19 protein-coding genes are annotated in these 20172 nt (G+C 70.1%); 3 read left to right on the top strand and 16 right to left on the bottom strand.

Features of this window, described 5'->3' with window-relative positions; all coding sequences use genetic code 11:
- Positions 1–23: 23 nt before the first annotated feature.
- Both ACFYY7_RS26670 and ACFYY7_RS26665 read right to left on the bottom strand, forming a co-directional pair.
- Complete coding sequence (locus ACFYY7_RS26670; RefSeq protein ID WP_388665184.1) at positions 24–962, bottom strand: MASE1 domain-containing protein; 939 nt, start codon at positions 960–962, stop codon at positions 24–26.
- Positions 963–1074: 112 nt separating this feature from the next.
- The gene (locus tag ACFYY7_RS26665) at positions 1075–1920 is read right to left on the bottom strand and encodes a PP2C family protein-serine/threonine phosphatase (RefSeq protein WP_388665182.1); all 846 of its coding nucleotides are present in this window, start codon (positions 1918–1920) and stop codon (positions 1075–1077) included.
- 192 nt (positions 1921–2112) lie between these two features.
- On the opposite strand from ACFYY7_RS26665, the gene ACFYY7_RS26660 reads away from it, so the two are divergent.
- Both ACFYY7_RS26660 and ACFYY7_RS26655 read left to right on the top strand, forming a co-directional pair.
- A complete protein-coding gene (locus ACFYY7_RS26660) occupies positions 2113–2592 on the top strand; it encodes a MarR family winged helix-turn-helix transcriptional regulator (protein ID WP_388665180.1) in 480 nt (159 codons plus the stop codon).
- Between the two features lie 219 nt (positions 2593–2811).
- Positions 2812–4404, top strand: a complete 1593-nt coding sequence (locus ACFYY7_RS26655) for an MFS transporter (protein ID WP_388665179.1) — start codon at positions 2812–2814, stop codon at positions 4402–4404.
- A gap of 75 nt (positions 4405–4479) precedes the next feature.
- On the opposite strand, the gene ACFYY7_RS26650 is transcribed toward ACFYY7_RS26655, so the two are convergent.
- The 11 genes from ACFYY7_RS26650 to ACFYY7_RS26600 all read right to left on the bottom strand — a co-directional run bounded on the left by ACFYY7_RS26650 (position 4480) and on the right by ACFYY7_RS26600 (position 16720).
- Entirely contained in the window at positions 4480–4878 is a 399-nt protein-coding gene (locus tag ACFYY7_RS26650; RefSeq protein ID WP_388665177.1) for a DUF6221 family protein, read from the bottom strand.
- Between the two features lie 182 nt (positions 4879–5060).
- Positions 5061–5918, bottom strand: a complete 858-nt coding sequence (gene pssA / locus ACFYY7_RS26645; protein WP_266728447.1) for a CDP-diacylglycerol--serine O-phosphatidyltransferase — start codon at positions 5916–5918, stop codon at positions 5061–5063.
- Entirely contained in the window at positions 5905–6552 is a 648-nt protein-coding gene (locus ACFYY7_RS26640; protein WP_266728445.1) for a phosphatidylserine decarboxylase, read from the bottom strand. The genes pssA and ACFYY7_RS26640 overlap by 14 nt, the downstream gene beginning before the upstream one ends.
- A gap of 181 nt (positions 6553–6733) precedes the next feature.
- Positions 6734–7939, bottom strand: a complete 1206-nt coding sequence (locus ACFYY7_RS26635; RefSeq protein ID WP_388665175.1) for an acyl-CoA dehydrogenase family protein — start codon at positions 7937–7939, stop codon at positions 6734–6736.
- Positions 7940–7941: 2 nt separating this feature from the next.
- Positions 7942–8469, bottom strand: a complete 528-nt coding sequence (locus tag ACFYY7_RS26630; protein WP_351258097.1) for a MaoC family dehydratase — start codon at positions 8467–8469, stop codon at positions 7942–7944.
- Positions 8470–8471: 2 nt separating this feature from the next.
- Positions 8472–9434, bottom strand: coding sequence for a CoA ester lyase (locus ACFYY7_RS26625; RefSeq protein WP_266728439.1), 963 nt, complete (start codon positions 9432–9434; stop codon positions 8472–8474).
- The gene (locus ACFYY7_RS26620; protein WP_388665173.1) at positions 9431–11443 is read right to left on the bottom strand and encodes a protein meaA; all 2013 of its coding nucleotides are present in this window, start codon (positions 11441–11443) and stop codon (positions 9431–9433) included. Before ACFYY7_RS26620 ends, ACFYY7_RS26625 begins: the two co-directional genes overlap by 4 nt.
- Before the next feature lies 1 nt (position 11444).
- Entirely contained in the window at positions 11445–12782 is a 1338-nt protein-coding gene (gene ccrA / locus ACFYY7_RS26615; RefSeq protein ID WP_388665171.1) for a crotonyl-CoA carboxylase/reductase, read from the bottom strand.
- 365 nt (positions 12783–13147) lie between these two features.
- Positions 13148–13942, bottom strand: a complete 795-nt coding sequence (locus tag ACFYY7_RS26610) for a GNAT family N-acetyltransferase (RefSeq protein ID WP_388665169.1) — start codon at positions 13940–13942, stop codon at positions 13148–13150.
- Between the two features lie 89 nt (positions 13943–14031).
- Positions 14032–14847, bottom strand: coding sequence for a TetR family transcriptional regulator (locus tag ACFYY7_RS26605; RefSeq protein WP_351258081.1), 816 nt, complete (start codon positions 14845–14847; stop codon positions 14032–14034).
- 91 nt (positions 14848–14938) lie between these two features.
- A complete protein-coding gene (locus tag ACFYY7_RS26600; protein WP_388665167.1) occupies positions 14939–16720 on the bottom strand; it encodes a 3-hydroxyacyl-CoA dehydrogenase family protein in 1782 nt (593 codons plus the stop codon).
- A gap of 363 nt (positions 16721–17083) precedes the next feature.
- Between ACFYY7_RS26600 and ACFYY7_RS26595 the strand changes: the two genes are divergently transcribed.
- Positions 17084–17665 (top strand): adenylosuccinate lyase, encoded by a 582-nt coding sequence (locus ACFYY7_RS26595; protein WP_351258076.1) that lies wholly within the window; start codon positions 17084–17086, stop codon positions 17663–17665.
- 13 nt (positions 17666–17678) lie between these two features.
- Here the strand turns inward: ACFYY7_RS26595 and ACFYY7_RS26590 are convergent, their stop codons facing one another.
- The 3 genes from ACFYY7_RS26590 to ACFYY7_RS26580 form a co-directional block, all read right to left on the bottom strand.
- Positions 17679–17924, bottom strand: a complete 246-nt coding sequence (locus ACFYY7_RS26590; RefSeq protein ID WP_388665164.1) for a GNAT family N-acetyltransferase — start codon at positions 17922–17924, stop codon at positions 17679–17681.
- A gap of 221 nt (positions 17925–18145) precedes the next feature.
- Complete coding sequence (locus ACFYY7_RS26585) at positions 18146–18388, bottom strand: hypothetical protein (protein WP_388665162.1); 243 nt, start codon at positions 18386–18388, stop codon at positions 18146–18148.
- 56 nt (positions 18389–18444) lie between these two features.
- Positions 18445–20049: an alpha/beta hydrolase gene (locus tag ACFYY7_RS26580; RefSeq protein ID WP_388665160.1), complete on the bottom strand. Its 1605-nt coding sequence runs from the start codon at positions 20047–20049 to the stop codon at positions 18445–18447.
- Positions 20050–20172: the final 123 nt, after the last annotated feature.

The following is a 20172-nucleotide window of genomic DNA, read 5'->3' as shown; positions in this document are numbered from 1 at the left end:
CGTCGCTGGACCGATCGAGTGACTCAGAGGTCCTGGCGGGTGACCTTCTCGGAGAGCTGCGCACAGAGCCGCTTGATCTCGCGGTAGGTGCGGTTCCGCTCGGTGACGACCGCGGCCAGCAGCAGGGAGACGAGCGCGGTGGTTCCGATGAACGCCTGAAGAGTGATCATGTTGGTCAGCAGACCGTGGTGGGCGAAGGGGCCGGTCATCCGTCCTGCGGCCAGGATCGCGAGCGTGGAGACGCCCAGTGCGCAGCAGGCGGCCCCGGCACGCTCGAAGCGGAAGGCGGCCCAGATCAGGCACGGGGAGACGAGGAAGAGCAGCGAAGTACCGGTGTCGGTCGCCACCACGGTGACGGCCACGGTGCACACCCCCAGCGCGACGGCCTCCGCCCACCTCGCCGGGTTGATGGCGTGCGGCAGGCGTGCGTTGCGCACGACGAGCAGGAATGGTGTCACGACCATGACGCCCATGGCGTCGCCCGTCCACCAGACCGACCAGGTCGGCCAGAACTCCTCGCTCGGGAGCGCCCCCGAGACGACCAGGGCGCCGGTCCCCACCGTCGCGCTGATCAGCATGCCCGCCAGCGCCCCCAGGAAGACCAGCGCCAGCGCGTCGCGCAACCGGTCGAGTTCGTTGCGGAATCCCGCACGCCGCAGCAGCAGGTAGGAACAGATGGGGGCGACCGTGTTTCCGGCGGCGATGACCAGTACGGGCAGCAGCGAGGGCCCGAGGATGATGTTGACGGCGAGTGCGCCGAGGGCGATGCCGGGCCAGATCCGTACCCCGAACACCAGCAGCGCCGCGACCGAGATCCCGGTCGGCGGCCACAGCGGGGTGACCTGGCCGCGCACCACTTGCTGGAGCAGTCCCAGACGGGCCGTCGCGTAGTAGCAGGCCGCCACCGCGAGGACCGTCAGGACCTGGACCGTGTGCTGTCGGAGCCGCGCTCTGTCCACCATTCCAGCATCGGACACCAAGCACCTGCGTGCCGCCGGGGCGGACACGCCGGTACCGGGCCGGTGAAGTCGGCGAACGCGGTACGTCCCGCCCTCGCCCGGGTACGCGAACGGGTCAGGCCCCGTCCACCGGCCCGGTCGTCCCCGACGGACCGTCGTAGCGGACGACGAGCACGGCGGCGTCGTCCTCGTGACCGGTCAGGTCCGCCACCTGGAGCACTCGCGTGGCCAGCTCGCCGGGGTCGACCCCGCCGGCCGAGGCGACCACCTCCGCCACCGCGGCGAGCCCCTCGTCGATCGGGTACGACGGCCCCTCCACGACCCCGTCGGTCAGCAGGACCAGATACCCCGGCCGCGCCAGCCGCCGACGGGTCACGGGGTACCACTGGTCGTGCAGGATGCCCAGGGGCACCCCGCCGTCGTCCTGGGAGATGCCGGAGTCGCCGTCGTCGGTGCCCCATACGAGTGGCACGTGTCCGGCCCGTGCCACGGACAGCTCGCCGCTCTGCGGGGTGACGCTCAGCAGGCAGCAGGTCGTGAACAGGTCGCCGCCCAGCGAGATCAGCAGATCGTTGGCGCAGGCCAGCACCGTGCCGGGGTCGGTCGTGACGCTGGCGAGCGCCCTGAGGCTGGCGCGGGCCTCACCCATGAAGGCGGCGGCCTCCACCCCGTGCCCCTGTACGTCGCCGATGGTGATCCCCGCGACCCCGTCCCGCATCGGGAACGCGTCGTAGAAGTCGCCGCCGACAGCCATGCCGTCCTGCGAGGGCGCGTACCGGGCCCCGATCCGGATGCCAGGGAAGTCGGGCAGTTCGGTGGGGAGCATGTGCCGCTGCAGGGCCAGGCCCATTTCCGCGCGGGCGCGCTGGAGCCTGATGTTCTCCAGGGCCTGATCGACAAGGCGCCCAAGAGTGAGAAGGAGCTCCTGGGTGCTGTCCGATGTGCTGCGGTGTCGGTGCATGGCGTCCTTGCACGGTGCGATGCGATGCGCTCCTTCTGAAACCTTAGCCCTCCCGCAGCCATCCGCAGCCGGGCCCGTGGCCGGGACACGGAGCCCGCGGCGGGTGGCCGGGAGGCCGCAGGTCTCCGGAGTCCCCCGCCGCGCCGGTACATCCTTTGACATACCTATGGCCAGATATCTATTGTCCCAGTCATGCCCGACTCCCGCGCGTCCGCCCAGGACCTCGACCGTGTGGCCGCCGCGCTCGCGGAGTGCCTGCCGACGCTGAACCGGGCTCTCGACCGCAGGGTCGCCCAGGACTTCCGGCGTCCCAGGCCGCCCGAGGGGCAGCTCGCGCTGCTGCGCTTCGTCGCGCAGCGGGAGGGCGTCACCGTCCGCGAGGCCGCCGACGCCCTGCTGATGCGGCCGAACAACGTCAGCGCCCTGATCTCCCAGCTCACCGGTGAGGGGCTGCTGGAGCGCCGCCAGGACACCGGTGACAAGCGGATCGCCCACCTGCACCTGACCGCAAGGGCCCGGCGCGAGCTGACCGAGGTCCAGCACCTGGAGCGCGCGCACATCGCCGATGCCCTCCAGTCCCTCACCGACGGCGAGACGGGCGCGCTCGGCTCGGCCGTCGGCGCGCTGACGTCGCTCACGCGCAGCCTGCGCCCCGCGCCCGCCGCCGAGTAGACCCCGCGTCCCCCGCCGAGGGGACACGACGACCACGCGCCGTACGACCGCATCCGCCGCCGTGCGTGCCCCTGGAGCCTCCCGCGCCCGAGAACGGACCGCTCCGGGGCCATCCGGGGCATCTCCGGGCACTCCGGAGCCTCCCGGCGCGCTCAGGCGCCTTCAAGTACTCCGACGTATCCCACGTAACCCAGCACTCCCGACAGACAAGGCACACCCATGCCGTCCACCACCGTGGATCACTCCTCCCTGCCCGCACCCTCCCCGCAGCCGGCGAAGCCGACCCTGGGCAGGCGCTCCAATCCCTGGCTGACCCTGCTCGCGGTCGCCTTCGGCCTCTTCATGGTCCAGCTCGACGCGTCCGTGGTGGCGATCGCCAACCCCGAGATCGGCCGCGCCCTCGAAGCCTCCACCGCGGACCTCCAGTGGGTCACCAACTCCTACCTGCTCGCCCTCGCGGCCTCGCTGATCCTCGGCGGCAAGCTCGGTGACCGCTTCGGGCGGCGCACCTTCTACATGGCGGGCATCGTCGGATTCACCCTCTCCTCGGTCGCCATCGGCCTGTCGGGCTCGATCGACGGCGTCATCGCCTTCCGGGCCGCACAGGGCCTCTTCGGCGGTCTGCTGATGCCCAACACCCTGGGCCTGCTGCGTGCCGCCTTCCCGCCGCGCAGGTTCGGCATGGCCGTGGGGATCTGGGCCATGGTCTCGGCCGTCTCCACGGCGCTCGGCCCCATCGTCGGCGGGCTCCTGGTCGAGCACGTCAACTGGGAATCGGTCTTCTACATCAACGCCCCGATCGGCGTGCTCGCACTCCTGATCAGCGCCGCGGTCCTGCCGCAGAGCAGGAACTCGACCGGGCACCACCGCTTCGACGTGCCCGGCGTCGTACTGCTCGCGCTCGGTCTGCTCTGCGTGGTCCTCGGCGTCGTCAAGGGCGAGACCTGGGGCTGGGCCTCGGCCGGCACCCTGGGCACCATCGCCGCCGGTGTGCTCGTCCTGGCGGTCTTCGGCTGGTACGAGAACCGGATCGAGCACCCACTGCTGCCGATGCGGCTGTTCCGCATCCGGGCGCTGACCGTCGGTACCGTCATCACCGCGCTCAACTTCTTCGTGATGCTCGGCGTGATCTTCTTCGTGATGCTCTACCTCCAGAACGTACGGGGCTTCTCGCCCGTGGAGGCCGGTGTGCGCACACTCCCGCTCAGCCTCGCGTCTCTGGTGGCCTCCCCGCTCGGAGCGGCGCTGACCGGCCGCTTCGGGCCCCGGCTCACGATGCCGCTGGGCATGCTGCTCCAGGCCGCCGCGACCTTCTCCATGCTCAGCTGGGACACCGCCTCTTCCTACGCCACGATGTGGCCGCCGTTCATCGCGCTCGGCCTGGGTGTCGGCATGGTGCTCGCGGCCTCCTCCGACGCCATCGTCGGCCAGGCCCCCGTCAGGGACGGCGGCGTGGCAGGCGGCCTCCAGGCCACCGCCCTCCAGATCGGCGGAGCGCTCGGCACCTCGGTGCTGGTCTCGCTGATCAGCGGCCGGGTCGGCGCCACCCTGGGCGGGGAGCTGACCGGGGCGGGCGTCCCCGCGGGCGTCGCGGCCGGACTGGAGGAGGCGGGGGACGCGGTGGCCATGGGCATCGCCCCCGTCTCGCCCGGCATGCCGACGGGGCTCAGGGCTGCGGTCGTGGAGGGCAGCAGCCAGGCGTTCATGAACGGGGTGCACACGGCCGTGCTCGTCACCGGCGTCCTCTGCCTGCTGGGAGCCGTACTCGCGGCGGCCGGACTCCGGGGCATCTCCCGGGGCGCCGGGCACTGAGCGGAACGCGACCTCGCACAGCCCTCGGCAGCGACCGCGGCGAACGCACCCACGGGGCGGCCGCGGCGGTCGCCGCTACTGGATGAACCGGGGGAGCCACCTGGCCCGGTACCCGGGGTGGCCGGCGTGTTCCGCGGCCAGCTGCCGGACGGCGAACCCCAGCCCGACGGCCCGGCCGGACCGGAAGTCGTGATCGGGGCGGTCGGTGTCCAGGCCGGAGACCTCCGCGTACTCGTCGAGGAGCACCCTGCTCGTCTCGATGCGGCGCAGCGTACGCGCCGGGTCCTGGAACGCGATGTGCTGGTCGAAACCGAGATTCCGCACGCTGAACGCGATGCCCCCGGACCGGTCGTGGACTTCGCCGGGCACATCGGCCGGACACCGCCAGCTGTCGCTGCCCGCCGCCTGCGCGACGAGCTCCTCCTCGGCGAGGCGCGCCCGTACGAAGTCGATCATGTCGGAGTTGTCTGTCATCGGGTTCCGAGTCCTTCGTCATCAAGGCCTGGTTTCCGGGGACGGCGCCCGTCAGCCGGTTGGGCCCCAACATACTGGGCGGAGCCCCACGGCAGCGCGGACCGCGGCCGTGGGCCCCGCGGATACGGAAGGACCCGGGTGCTGGGGAGCACCCGGGTCCTTCTCATGTGTCTTGCGTGCCGCTACGGCAGCTGCGCGGTCCGTGCCTCGCGCCGGTTGCCACGGAAGGTGTTCACCCGCCGTGCCGTCGCGAAGAGCGGGATGACCGCTCCCAGGACCACCTGCAGCGCACAGCCGGTCTGGAGGAGCAGCTGGCCGCCGGGGGCGTCGAACGCCCACGCGGCGAGGAGCCCCATCGCGGCCACGATCCAGCTGAGCATCGCCACCGCGAGGACACCCCGCGGCTTCGGGTACTCGACCCGGCTGACCATCAGCCACGCCACTCCGACGATCGCGAGCAGCGTCGGCACGAAGGGAAGCTCCAGGAGCACGATCGAGACGACCGTGAGCGCTCCGAAGGGGCTCGGCATGCCCTGGAACATGCCGTCCTTCATGGTCACACAGGAGAATCTCGCAAGCCTGAGCACCACCGCCAGCAGCACCACGATGGCCGCCAGCGCCGAGACCCGCTGGTGTGCGTCGTCCGCGACCATGCCGTACACGAGGACGAAGTACGCCGGGGCGAGCCCGAAGCTGATCAGGTCCGAGAGGTTGTCCAGCTCGGCACCCATCGGTGAGGAGCGCAGCTTGCGCGCCACGAGCCCGTCGAAGAGGTCGAAGACCGCCGCGAGGAGCATCAGGATCACGGCGGTGGCCGCGGAGTGCCGGGCCATGCCGCTCTCGTCGCTGCCCGTGAGGTGCGGGATCAGGATTCCGGTGGTGGTGAAGTACACCGCCATGAAACCGCACGTGGCGTTGCCGAGAGTCAGGGTGTCCGCTATCGACAGCCGCAGAGAGAGCGGCATGTCCTCGCCGGCATCCTCCTCGGACTCCGACTCGGGCACCCAGCCTGCCTGTGTGTCGGGATCAATCACGGTCAATTCGAGTCACCCCCGCGGTGGTGGCCTGGCCGACCTCGACCGCGACCTCGACGCCTTCCGGAAGGTAGATGTCGACCCGCGAGCCGAAGCGGATCAGACCGATGCGCTCGCCCTGCTCCACCTTCGTGCCCTGCGGGATGTACGGGACGATGCGCCGGGCGACCGCACCCGCGATCTGCACCATCTCGATGTCGCCGAGCTCGGTGTCGAAGTGCCAGACGACGCGCTCGTTGTTCTCGCTCTCCTTGTTGAATGCCGGAACGAACCCGCCGGGGACGTGCTCGACCGAGGTCACCGTGCCGGCCAGGGGCGCACGGTTGACGTGAACATTCAGCGGGCTCATGAAGATCGCGACGCGGGTGCGCCCGTCCTTCCACGGCATGATGCTCTGCACCACACCGTCGGCCGGCGAGATGACGCGGCCCTGGGTGATCTCGCGCTCGGGGTCGCGGAAGAACCACAGCATGCCCGCCGCGAGCGCGGTGGTGGGCACGGCCACCGCGGCCCAGCGCCCGGACTTGCGGGCCCGGGAAAGGCTGAGCGCCGCGGTGGCGACGGTCGGGAGGAGCCACGGCGAAGCTCCGCGCGCAAGGCGGACTCCGCCGCGTGGTGCAGAGGTTTGGCTGTCGGGCATGGATGACCTTCGTAGCGGATGATGCCGCGCTGGCAACGGGGGACGGCGGCTTTTCCGGCGATGTTATCGGTTGCGAGCAACAACTGGGCAAGCCAGCAGCCGAGTCGGACGGTTGGAAGGCACCGGCCGAGGGTGACAGGGTGTGATCTTCTTCGCGGCTAAATCGCCTCGAAAGGGACAATCACCCCTGGAACCGGTACTCCTCGAGGAGTCGGCGCCCGATGATCATTTTCTGGATCTCGGCGGTACCTTCACCGATAAGCAGCATCGGGGCCTCCCGGTAGAGGCGCTCGATCTCGTACTCCTTGGAGAAGCCGTAACCGCCGTGGATGCGGAAGGCGTCCTCGACGACTTCCTTGCAGTACTCGGAGGCGAGGTACTTCGCCATCCCTGCCTCCAGATCGTTTCGTTCCCCGGAGTCCTTTTTGCGCGCTGCGTTTACCATCATCGCATGGGCGGCTTCCACCTTGGTGGCCATTTCGGCCAGCTTGAACTGGATCGCCTGGTGCTGGGCGATCGGCTTTCCGAAGGTCTGCCGCTGCTGGGCGTAGGAAACACCAAGCTCGAATGCACGCTGTGCGACACCACAGCCACGCGCCGCCACATTCACCCGGCCGACCTCGACGCCGTCCATCATTTGGTAAAACCCTCGGCCGGTGGTGCCGCCCAGTACTCGATTGGCCGGAATTCGTAGTCCGTCCATGATGAGTTCGGTCGTGTCGACGCCCTTGTAACCCATTTTGTCGATTTTGCCGGGAATGGTGAGTCCGGGCCGGACCTTGCCGAAACCGGGCTCCTTCTCCACCAGGAATGTGGTCATCGACTTGTGCGGGGCGGTCCCCTCGGGGTGGCCTTCGTCACTCCGGCACAGGACGGCGACGAGCGAGGACGTGCCACCGTTCGTCAGCCACATCTTCTGGCCGTTGAGGACGTACTCCTCGCCGTCCCTGACGCCCTTGGAGGTGATCGCGGAAACGTCCGAGCCCAGCGCCGGCTCGGACATCGAAAAGGCGCCCCGGACCTCGCCCAGCGCCATGCGCGGCAGGAAGGTGTCCTTCTGCTCCTGGGTGCCGTGCTGCTTGAGCATGTACGCCACGATGAAGTGCGTGTTGATGATTCCCGAAACGCTCATCCAGCCGCGGGCGATTTCCTCCACGCACAGCGCGTATGTGAGAAGCGACTCACCCAGGCCCCCGTACTCCTCGGGGATCATCAGCCCGAACAGGCCGAGTTCCTTGAGTCCCTCGACGATCTCGGTGGGGTACTCGTCACGGTGTTCCAGCTGGGTCGCGACAGGAATGATCTCCTTGTCGACGAAATCCCGGACCGTGGAGAGGATTTCCTGCTGGACGTCGGTGAGACCGGCGGTCTGGGCGAGTCGCGTCATGGCTACTTCTCCACGTTCTTCTGCGAAGGCTGGTTCAGCTCGGGGCGGCCTGGCTGCTCACCGCCGCGCTCCTTGATGTACGTCTCGGTGGGGACCATCACCTTGCGGCGGAACACGCAGACCAGCGTGCCGTCCTGCTTGTACCCCTTGGTCTCCACGTAGACGATTCCGCGGTCGTTCTTGGACTTTGACGGAGTCTTGTCCAGAACCGTCGTCTCGCCGTAGATCGTGTCGCCGTGGAAGGTCGGGGCGACGTGCTTCAGCGACTCGACCTCGAGATTGGCGATCGCCTTTCCGGAGACGTCCGGAACGGACATGCCGAGCAACAGCGAGTAGATGTAGTTGCCGACGACAACGTTCTTCCCGAAATCCGTCGTCCGCTCCGCGTAGTTGCTGTCCATGTGCAACGGGTGATGATTCATGGTCAGCAGACAGAAGAGGTGGTCGTCGTACTCGGTCACCGTCTTCCCGGGCCAGTGCTTGTAGACCGCACCGACCTCGAACTCCTCGTATGTGCGTCCGAACTGCATGATCAGGCCTCCGGCGCTTCGAACTTGGAGGTGCGCTGCATGCCGGCCGCGCGGCCCTTGCCCGCGATGACCAGGGCCATCTTGCGGCTCGCCTCGTCGATCATCTCGTCGCCCAGCATGGCCGAGCCCTTCTTGCCGCCCTCCTCGGAGGTGCACCACTCGTACGCGTCGAGGATCAGCTCCGCGTGGTCGTAGTCCTCCTGCGAGGGCGAGAACACCTCGTTGGCCGCATCGACCTGACCCGGGTGCAGTACCCACTTGCCGTCGAAGCCCAGCGCCGCCGCACGGCCCGCGACCTCGCGGTACGCGTCCACGTCACGGATCTGCAGGAAGGGGCCGTCGATCGCCTGGAGGTCGTGCGTACGGGCCGCCATCAGAATGCGCATCAGGATGTAGTGGTAGGCGTCCGCGCCGTAGCCGGGCGGCTGCTGACCGACGACCAGGGTCTTCATGTTGATCGACGCCATGAAGTCGGCCGGGCCGAAGATCAGCGTCTCCAGGCGGGGCGAGGCGGCGGCGATGTCGTCGATGTTGACGAGGCCCTTGGCGTTCTCGATCTGCGCCTCGATGCCGATCTTCCCGACCTCGAAGCCCATCGTCTTCTCGATCTGGGTCAGCAGCAGGTCCAGCGCCACGACCTGCTGGGCGTCCTGGACCTTGGGCAGCATGATGCAGTCGAGGTTCTGGCCGGCACCCTCGACGACCGTGATGACATCGCGGTACGTCCAGTGCGTGGTCCAGTCGTTCACCCGCACGACCCGGGTCTTGCCCGTCCAGTCACCGTTGTTCAGCGCGTCGACGATGGTGTGCCGGGCGCCCTCCTTGGCCAGCGGCGCGCAGGCGTCCTCCAGGTCCAGGAAGACCTGGTCGGCCGGCAGGCCCTGGGCCTTCTCCAGGAACCGCGGGTTCGAGCCGGGCACTGCCAGACACGAACGGCGCGGACGCAGGCGGTTGACGGCAGTCATGCGGGGACCTCCAGAGGGTCGAGCTTGTTCGCTTTCCGGATCTCGTCGACGATACGGCCGATGATCTCCGTGATACCGAAATCCTTCGGGGTGAATACGGCGGCGACACCGGCCCCGATCAGGGCCGACGCGTCGGCGGGCGGAATGATCCCGCCCGCGATGACCGGGATGTCGGCGGCGCCCGCCTCGCGCAGCCGGGTGAGCACGTCCGGTACGAGTTCGGCGTGCGAGCCGGACAGGATCGACAGACCGACGCAGTGCACGTCCTCGGCGAGGGCGGCCGAGACGATCTGTTCGGGGGTCAGCCTGATCCCCTGGTAGACGACCTCGAAGCCGGCGTCACGGGCCCGTACGGCGATCTGCTCGGCGCCGTTGGAGTGCCCGTCCAGGCCCGGCTTGCCGACCAGCAGCCGCAGCCGCCCGGCGCCCAGGTCGGCCGCGGTGCGGGCGACCTTCTCGCGGACCAGGGCGAGCGGGGTGCCCGCCTCGGCGGTCACCGCGACCGGCGCTGACGAGACGCCCGTCGGGGCCCGGAACTCGCCGAAGACGTCGCGCAGCGCCCAGGACCACTCGCCGGTGGTGACACCCGCGCGGGCGCACTCCACGGTCGCTTCCATCATGTTCTCGGTGCCCGCGGCGGCCTTCTTCAGCGCCGCCAGCGCCTCCGTGGCGCGGGCCTCGTCGCGGTTGTCGCGCCACTCGTGCAGAGCGGCGACGACCCTGGCCTCGTTGGCGGGGTCGACCGTCATGATCGCCCCGTCGAGGTCCGCGGTGAGCGGGTTCGGCTCCGTCGTCTCGTAGATGTTGACGCCGACGATCTTCTCCTCGCCGCCCTCGATCCGGGCCCGGCGGGCGGCGTGCGAGGAGACCAGCTGCGACTTGAGGTAGCCGGACTCCACGGCGGCCATCGCGCCGCCCATCTCCTGGATCCGGTCGATCTCGGAGAGCGACTCCGCGACGAGCTCGTCGACCTTCTTCTCGATGACGTGCGAGCCCGCGAAGATGTCCTCGTACTCCAGCAGGTCGCTCTCGTGCGCGAGCACCTGCTGGATGCGGAGCGACCACTGCTGGTCCCAGGGCCGGGGGAGCCCCAGCGCCTCGTTCCAGGCCGGCAGCTGGACGGCGCGGGCGCGGGCGTCCTTGGAGAGCGTGACGGCCAGCATCTCCAGGACGATGCGCTGGACGTTGTTCTCCGGCTGCGCCTCGGTCAGACCGAGGGAGTTGACCTGGACGCCGTAACGGAAGCGGCGCTGCTTGGCGTCGGTGATGCCGTACCGCTCGCGGGTGATCCGTTCCCAGATGCGGCCGAAGGCGCGCATCTTGCACATCTCCTCGATGAAGCGGACGCCCGCGTTCACGAAGAAGGAGATCCGGGCGACGACATCGCCGAACTTCTCCTCGGGCACCTGCCCCGAGTCACGGACCGCGTCGAGCACGGCGATCGCCGTCGACATGGCGTACGCGATCTCCTGGACCGGAGTGGCCCCCGCCTCCTGCAGGTGGTAGCTGCAGATGTTGATCGGGTTCCACTTCGGGATGCGGTTGACCGTGTACGTGATCATGTCGGTGGTCAGCCGCAGCGAGGGACCGGGCGGGAAGACGTGCGTCCCGCGCGAGAGGTACTCCTTGACGATGTCGTTCTGCGTGGTGCCCTGGAGCCTGGTGGGATCGGCGCCCTGTTCCTCCGCGACCACCTGGTAGAGCGCCAGCAGCCACATCGCGGTGGCGTTGATCGTCATCGAGGTGTTCATCTGCTCCAGGGGGATGTCCTGGAACAGCCGGCGCATGTCACCGAGGTGCGACACCGGCACGCCGACCCGGCCGACCTCGCCGCGGGCGAGGATGTGGTCGGGGTCGTACCCGGTCTGCGTCGGCAGGTCGAAGGCGACCGACAGGCCGGTCTGGCCCTTGGCGAGGTTGCGCCGGTAGAGCTCGTTGGACGCCTCGGCGGTCGAGTGACCGGCGTACGTCCGCATGAGCCACGGGCGGTCCTTCTGACGCCCACTCATTTCAGACATTCCTGAAGCGATTGATGGCGTCGATGTGCTGCTCGCGCAGTTCCTCGTTGCGCACGCCGAGCCCCTCGCGCGGGGCGAGCGCCAGCACGCCGACCTTGCCCTGGTGGAGGTTGCGGTGGACGTCGTACGCGGCCTGGCCGGTCTCCTCCAGCGAGTAGACCTTCGACAGCGTGGGGTGGATCTTGCCCTTGGCGACGAGGCGGTTGGCCTCCCAGGCCTCGCGGTAGTTGGCGAAGTGCGAGCCGATGATGCGCTTCAGGGACATCCACAGGTAGCGGTTGTCGTACTCGTGGTTGTAGCCGGAGGTGGAGGCGCAGGTGACGATCGTGCCGCCCTTGCGGGTCACGTACACCGAGGCGCCGAAGGTCTCGCGGCCCGGGTGCTCGAAGACGATGTCGACGTCCTCGCCGCCGGTGAGTTCACGGATGCGCTTGCCGAAGCGCTTCCACTCGCGCGGGTCCTGGTTGTGCTCGTCCTTCCAGAACTTGTAGCCCTCGGCGTTGCGGTCGATGATCGCCTCGGCGCCCATCTTCCGGCAGATGTCGGCCTTCTGCTCGCTGGAGACGACGCAGATCGGGTTGGCGCCGCCGGCCAGCGCGAACTGCGTGGCGTACGAGCCGAGTCCGCCGCTGGCGCCCCAGATCAGCACGTTGTCGCCCTGCTTCATCCCCGCGCCGTTGCGCGAGACGAGCTGGCGGTACGCGGTGGAGTTGACCAGGCCCGGAGCGGCGGCCTCCTCCCAGCTGAGGTGCTGAGGCTTCGGCATCAGCTGGTTGGACTTGACGAGCGCGATCTCCGCCAGGCCGCCGAAGTTGGTCTCGAAGCCCCAGATCCGCTGCTCGGGGTCGAGCATCGTGTCGTTGTGGCCGTCCGAGGACTCCAGCTCGACCGAGAGGCAGTGGGCGACGACCTCGTCGCCGGGGTGCCAGGCGTTGACGCCGGGGCCGGTGCGCAGGACGACGCCCGCCAGGTCGGAACCGATGACGTGGTACGGCAGGTCGTGGCGCCTGGTGAGCTCGCTGAGCTTTCCGTAGCGCTCCAGGAAGCCGAAGGTGGACATCGGCTCGAAGATCGAGGTCCAGACGGAGTTGTAGTTCACCGAGCTGGCCATGACGGCCACCAGGGCCTCGCCGGGCCCGAGTTCGGGCACCGGGACCTCGTCGAGGTGCAGCGACTTGCGGGGGTCCTTGTCGCGAGTGGCGAGCCCGTGGAACATCTCGGTCTCGTCCTTGTGCACGGTCACCGCGCGGTACGACTCGGGGATGGACAGGGCCGCGAAGTCCGCGGCTGTGCTGTCCTGCGATTGGATCGCGTCCAGGATTTCCTTCACGAGGTGCCTCCGGCGGATGGGGGCGCTGAGGGAACGCTTGCGATCCCTGCGAGCAGGAGCGGGAACGGGGTGGAGGTGCTGCCGTCGGTTCGGCTGTCAAAGCTTCGGCTTGCTCTGTGGAGCAGAAGGGTTCGCCTGTGACGCAGGCGTCCGGGCGCGCAGGCAAATCGCTTGCGGGGACAGCCGGCGTACGTGAGTTCGCAGCACGCCGGCCGCCCGGACAACTTCAACGTATGGCACTCCGTGACACCTGGCAAGGCACTCGGTGCCAACAATTTCTCTCACTTGTCACCCGCCGGGCACTTATGAGCAAGGAGAGGGGGGTTTCATAGGCAAATGCCCCGTGAAATACCGCGAATGATCGATCAGCGCGAGCGGTACACATAGGGCGTCGTGGTGCTCAGCGCGAGGAATCCGAGCCGCCGGAGGATCGGAGCGCTCATGTCGGTGGCATCGACCTGAAGGTAGCCGTAGCCGCGCTCCGCCGCGATTTGGGCGCGGAAGGCCACCAGAGCCCGGTAGAGGCCCTTTCCGCGCCACGCCTCGACCGTGCCGCCGCCCCAGAGCCCCGCGAAGCCCGTGCCCCGGTACAGCTCCATCCGGGCCGAGCTCACCGGCTCGTCACCCGCCATGGCGAGCACGCCGACGAAACCGTCCGGGTCCTCGGTCAGCCGGGCCAGCACCTGATGCCGCAGCCGCGACCAGTCGGAGCCGAACGCCCGCTCATGGGCGCGGGCCATCAGCTCCACGTCGTCCGCGTCACGCACGGTGCGCAGCCGAACGCCGTCGGGGAGTGCCACCCGCGTCGAGAGCTCCGCGACCGGGGCGACCAGCAGGGTCTCCGGCTCCTCCGCCTCGAAACCGGCCGCCAGCAGCCGGCGGTCCAGATCGGCAGGCCGGTCGTGCGCGTACAGCTTCCACTCGAATTCGCCGTGCCCGAGCGCCGTGTAGTGCGCCACCTGGGCCGCGATCACCGCGTCCGCCCGAGCGGGATCCAGGTCCGGGGCCGACCAGACGACACCGTTCCAGTCGGCGGCCGCGCCGACCTGCCGTACGACGTCGCCGGTGCGTTCCACCCGGACGCCGGGGCCGTCGGGGCGGGCGTGCTCGCGCATCTCGCGGTCGAAGAGGGTCAGCAGAGCTTCGTGATCGTGATTCATCCGCCCACCACAACACCGGTGAGCGGGCCGGGCAACCAGGTTTCGGCGCGGGCACGGGCGGGGGCGTGCCCGCCCCCGCCCGCGCCCGTTCAGCGGTCCTGGAGCGCCTGCTGGATCGTGCGCATCACTTCGTCGAGCGGTGCGTCGGTCCGCGCCACGGCGACCAGCACCTCGCCCTGGGAGGCCACCGAAGCGGCGGGCTGCTTCGCGGGCTCGGCGCCGACGGTCCGGCCGGCCCCGATGCCGCTCCCGAAGGTGTCGCGGACGATCGCGAAGGCGTGGTCGAGCTGCGCCTCCACGTCGCCCTCGCCGCCCGCCCGCAGCCAGCGGCGCAGGACGTGGTTGTGCGCGGTGACCACGGCGGACGCCGCGACCTCCGCCAGCAGCGGGTCGTCGTTGCCGACATGGTGGTCGCGCTCGTCGAAATGGCCCAGCAGATAGCGGGTGAACAGCCGCTCGTAGCGGGCCACCGAGGCGATCTCCGCCTCGCGCAGGGTGGGGACCTCGCGGGTCAGTTTGTAACGGGCCACGGAGACCGCGGGCTTCGCCGCGTACATCTTCATGACTTCCTTGATGCCGCGGCAGACGGTGTCGAGGGGGTGCTCGTGCGCCGGTGCGGCATTGAGGACGGCCTCGGCCCTGACGAGGGTGTCGTCGTGGTCCGGGAAGATCGCCTCTTCCTTGGAGCGGAAGTGCCGGAAGAAGGTCCGCCGGGCGACCCCGGCGGCGCCCGCGATCTCGTCGACCGTCGTCGCTTCGTACCCCTTCGTGGCGAAGAGTTCCATCGCCGCGGCGGCCAGTTCACGGCGCATTTTGAGCCGCTGGGCGGCGGCGCGCGTGCCGGCGGCACTTTCCTGTGCGTCGGGCGCGGCGGAGACACGGGGGGACCTGGCGGGCTGGGACATGGTGTGAACGTACTGCATCGGGTCGGGGGAGTGCGCCCGTGGGGGCGGGCCGCCCGAAGGATCGAGCAGCCCGCCCCAACCGGCACCTTTCTCAGCGCCGGGCATATTCGCGGAAGCCGCGCCCCGTCTTGCGGCCGAGGCAGCCAGCGGCCACCAGGTGTTCGAGCAGCGGCGCCGGGGCCAGGCCCGGGTCGCGGAACTCGCTGTGCAGCACCTTCTCGATGGCCAGCGAGACATCGAGACCGACGACGTCGAGCAGTTCGAACGGGCCCATCGGGTAGCCGCCGCCCAGCTTCATCGCCGCGTCGATGTCGTCGAGCGTCGCGTAGTGCTCCTCGACCATCTTGATCGCGTTGTTGAGGTACGGGAACAGCAGCGCGTTCACGATGAAACCGGCCCGGTCCCCGCAGTCCACCGGGTGCTTGCGGACCTTGCCGCACACCTCGCGGACGGTGGCGTGGACATCGTCGGCGGTGAGCACCGTACGGACCACCTCGACCAGCTTCATCGCCGGCGCCGGGTTGAAGAAGTGCATCCCGATCACGTCCTCGGGACGCGAGGTGGCCCGCGCGATCGCGACGACCGGCAGCGACGAGGTGGTGGTGGCGAGCACGGCACCCGGCTTGCAGACCTTGTCCAGGGTCCCGAACAGCTGCTGCTTGACCACGAGGTCCTCGGCGACGGCCTCCACCGCGAGGTCGACATCGGCGAAGGCGTCCAGCGAACCGGCCGCGGTGATCCGGGCCAGGGCGGCGTCCCGCGCCTCGGCCGTCAGCCGCCCCTTGGTGACGGAGCGCTCCAGCGACTTGGCGATCCGGCCCTTGGCGGTGTCCGCCTTCTCCTGGCCGCGGGCGGCGAGCACCACGTCGTACCCGGCCTTCGCGAAGACCTCGGCGATGCCCGAGGCCATCGTCCCGGAACCCGCGACACCCACCGAACGCACCGTGCGCCCGGCCGATGCCGACCCGTCGTCGCCCGGCGTCAGCGCGTCCGGCACCACGGTCTGGCTGCCGGGCCCCTCGTACGTGTAGAAGCCGCGGCCCGCCTTGCGGCCGGTCAGCCCCGCCTCGCTCAGCTGCCTGAGCACCGGCGCCGGGGCGTGCAGCCGGTCGTGCGACTCGGCGTACATCGCCTCCAGCACGGTGCGGGCGGTGTCGATCCCGATCAGGTCGAGCAGGGCGAGCGGCCCCATCGGCAGACCGCAGCCGAGCTTCATCGCCGCGTCGATGTCCTCCCGGGAGGCGTAGTTGGCCTCGTACATCGCGGCGGCCTGGTTGAGGTAGCCGAACAGCAGCCCGTCGGCGACGAAGCCCGGCCGGTCGCCGACCGCGACCGGCTCCTTGCCCAGGCTGCGGGCGAGCGCGGTGACGGCCTCGACGGCCGGCGGCGCGGTCAGCACCGAGGAGACCACCTCGACCAGCTTCATCGCGGGCGCCGGGTTGAAGAAGTGCAGGCCGAGCACGCGCTCCGGGTGCAGCGACTCGGCGGCCAGCCGGGTCACCGACAGGGCGTTGGTGCCGGTCGCCAGGATCGTGGTGGGGGAGACGACCGCGTCGAGCTCCCGGAAGAGCTGCTGCTTGATCTCGTACGACTCGGGCACGACCTCGATGACGAGCTCCGCCTCCGCGGCGGCCCCCAGGTCGGCGGAGGTGCGGAAACGGGCGAGGACGTCGCCCCGCTCCTCCTCGGTGATCCGCTCGCGCCGCACGGCGCGGGCGGTCGCGGCTTCCAGGGCGGCGACGGCCCGGCGCGCGGCCGCGTCGCTGATGTCGATGCCGATGACCTCGTGGCCGGCGCGGGCCAGGACCTCGGCGATGCCGGTGCCCATGGTGCCGAGACCGACGACGGCAATGGTGCTGAGCGGGGTGTCCATCACGGGACTCCAGAGAATGAGTGACGACTGTGAGGAGGCACGGAACGCGCACTGTGAGAAGGGAGAACCGGCGCGACACGTGCGGGAGTTGCGTGTCGTGGTACTCGGGGCCGGCGCGCCGTGGGCGCGCCCGGACCCGGAAGGGGCGACGGACTCTGTCCCGGAGTCACGTCTGCAGAACTGCCGAACCGACAAGCACTCCGGGTGGCTGCGTCACCAGGCCACCGGAGCAAGCGGGGATGGTGTCCCGCTCACTTGAGGTTAACTGCCGGGTAACGAGCGCGCCAGCCCCCGGTCGCTGTGCCCCATGCCACATTTCCCCCGCCCTCGATACGCAGAGTCCCCGCCGATACGCTGACGGTCATGGACGAGGAGTTCCGGTCGCTGGCGGACCGGCTTGCTGACGAGGCGGAAGCGGCGGGGGAGTCGGCGCAGTGCCGCGGACTGCTCGCCACCGAGGACGAGGAGGAACTGGCCCGCGTCCTGGTGGAACGCGAACGCCCGCTCTGGGCCCGTGAGATCGCCGCCTTCCGGCTCGGCTGCGGCGGAGACCGGCGGGCCTTCGAGGCGCTGGTGCTGCTGCTCAACCACCGCGACCCGGAGCGCTGTGTCTCGGCCGCCCACGCCCTGGTGCGCCTGGGCGACCCCCGTACGCCCCGGGCCGCCGCGGCCCTGGCGACCAACGCCCTGCGCACCGCGTACGCCCTGCACCCGGTGCGGCTGCTCACCGCGCTCCGGGCCCCGGAGTCCGTACCGGCGCTGATGAGCACCCTGGAACGGCTGCTCGCCCCCGGCGATCCGCACTGGCGGGTGGCGCTCGCCTGCGTCGAGGGGCTCGGGCAGCTCGGGGACGGGCGGGCCCGCCCGCTCCTGGAGGCGGCCCTGCCGCACCCGAGGCTGGGCGGCGCGGCCCGCGACGCGCTCGGCAGGCTGGGCGCTTCCTGAAGGAGCGCCGGACTCAGGAGGCGGCGGAGGCGCCGAGCGTGCGCAGGTACCGCACCTCGGGCACCAGCGCGCCGCCCGCCTCGAAGGACTCCTCGGCGCCGTCGGGACCAAAGCCCGCGCGCTCGTAGAAGCGGCGGGCCGGGGCGTTCTCCTTCAGCACCCACAGCGCCAGGTCCTGGAAGCCGTCGGCCGTGGCGCGGGTGAGTATCTCCGCCATCAGGGCGCGGCCCGCCCCGGTCCCGATCTGCTCGGGCGCCACGTAGAGCGCGTACAGCTCGCCCCGCGCGATCGGCCCGCCCAGCTCCCGGCGCGGGCCCAGGGCCTGTCCGGCGGATCATGGCCGGGGTCGCGGCGTCTGGCACGGCACCTCGCGGCGTTGCCGAACCGACCGAATAGCTCCGCTATTAGGCCGCTCCGGCGCCTTGCGATGTACCGCACCAGACGCCGCGCCCTGACCGGCCCTGATCCGCCGGACAGGCCCTAGCAGCCCCAGCCGATCACTCCGAGGTCCGGGCGTTCGGCCACCACGTTCACGAGCGTGGTGCCCTGCGCGAGGGACGCGCGGCGCCGCTCCACGTCCTCGGCGACGGTGAGGTCCATCCCGTCCAGATACGACTGCGGCACCAGCCCCGCGTACGCGGCCTGCCAGCCGCGCACCCGGACCCGGGTGACGGCCTCGCAGTCGTCGACCGTCATGTCCCGCACATGTATTCGTGTCGTCATACGGGCCATCCTGGCGCATCCGCCGGGACGGCCCGTACGCGAGCCGGAGGGGGCCGTCAGCCGCGGAAGCCGAGCAGCCCGTGCAGGGTGGCGCCCCTGCTGCCGGTGCCCGTCCGCAGCACCGACTTCGAAGCCGCCTCGCCGGTCAGCGGCTGCGGGTCGGGGGACTTGGCGCACACCGCGTCGGCGCCGGCCCGGCTGCCCTCGCCGCGCGGGACGGTGCCCTTGGCGAGATAGTCCACGAGGTAGGTGTCCAGGCAGTCGTTGCCGCTCAGCGTGATGCCGTGATTGCCGCCGCCCTGCTCGACGACCAGACTGGAGCCGCGCAGGCTGCGGTGCAGGGTGACCCCGCCCTCGTACGGCGTGGCCGCGTCGTCGGTGGCCTGGAAGAGCAGCACCGGCGGAAGGTCGTTGTTGGAGACCCGCACCGGATTCAGCGGCTCCACCGGCCAGTCGGCACAAGGGGCGTTGTACCAGTTGTTGTTCCAGGTGTAGAAGGGCGCCTTGGTGTGCACCCGACTGCTGTCGGCGCGCCAGGTGTTCCACTGCCGGGGCCACTGGGCGTCGCGGCACTGCACGGCCGCGTAGACCGAGTACCCGTTGTCGTCCTCGGCGTCGGCCGCGCCGAACTTCTTGTACGCCTTCACGAGCGCGTCCTGGTCGCCGTCGGCGGTGTACGCGGCGAACGCCTCGGCCAGGTACGGCCAGTACCCGTTGTAGTAGCCGCCGGGCAGGAAGGTGTCCTCCAGCTCGCTCGGGCCTACCTGCCCGCCCGCCGGCCGTGCCTTGACGGCCTCGCGCATCGCGTACCAGGCTGCCTCGACCTTCGCCGGGTCGCTGCCGAGCCGGTACGTGGAGTCGTGTTTCGCCACCCAGGCGGCGAACGCCTTGTGGCGGGCGTCGAAGGCGTAGTCCTGGCCGATGTTGGCGTCGTACCAGACACCGTCGGGGTCCACGTTCGAGTCGAGGACGAAGCGCCGCACCCGCTCCGGGAACAGCTTTCCGTACACCGCGCCGAGGTAGGTGCCGTAGGAGTACCCGAAGTAGTTGAGCTGCCGGGAGCCGGTGGCCCGCCGGATCACGTCGAGGTCCTTCGCGGCGCTGACCGTGTCCATGTACGGCAGCAGGTCCGGGTACTTGCGCCCGCACGCCTCGGCGAACGAACGGGCCCGGTTGCGGTTGGCCGCCTCGACGCCGAGCGAGTCGGGCACCGAGTCGGGGCGCACCGGGGCGAAGTAGTCCGGTACGCAGTCCAGAGCCGGCCTGCTCTTCCCGACGCCGCGGGGATCGAAGCCGATCACGTCGTACTGCGCGGCGACCGCCTTCGGTAGTGCGGACGCCACGAATCCGGCCATCGACAGACCGCTGCCCCCGGGGCCGCCCGGGTTGACGAGCAGAGGGCCCTGGAAGGTCTTCGCGGTGTGCGGGACGCGGGACAGGGCGAGGGTGATCTGCCGGCCCGACGGATTGTCATGGTCGAGCGGTGTACTGACCGATGAGCACTGCAGCCGCGGATAGGACTTGGTGGCGCAGTCGGTCCATTCGAGCTTCGCGGCGGCGGGCCGCGCGCCGTTGTCGGCGGTTGCCGTGGCCGGTGCGGTGGTCACCAGACCGGCGACCGTCGCACCGACGGCGAACAGAATTACCGGACGTTTCGTCATATGGCCTCCCGTGGTGGGGGAAACACGGCTGCGGGTGGCGCAGCCCCCGCCGCATGCTCCCCGCATTCGCGTCGGGAAGGGCCTGTTGTGTCAAGAGTTGACCCGTTTGCCCGTGCCGGTTCC

This window comes from Streptomyces sp. NPDC001933, from assembly GCF_042890955.1.
Lineage (GTDB): Bacteria > Actinomycetota > Actinomycetes > Streptomycetales > Streptomycetaceae > Streptomyces.
Note: the sequence above shows the minus strand (reverse complement) of the source record. Positions and strands in the feature narration are given on the sequence as shown.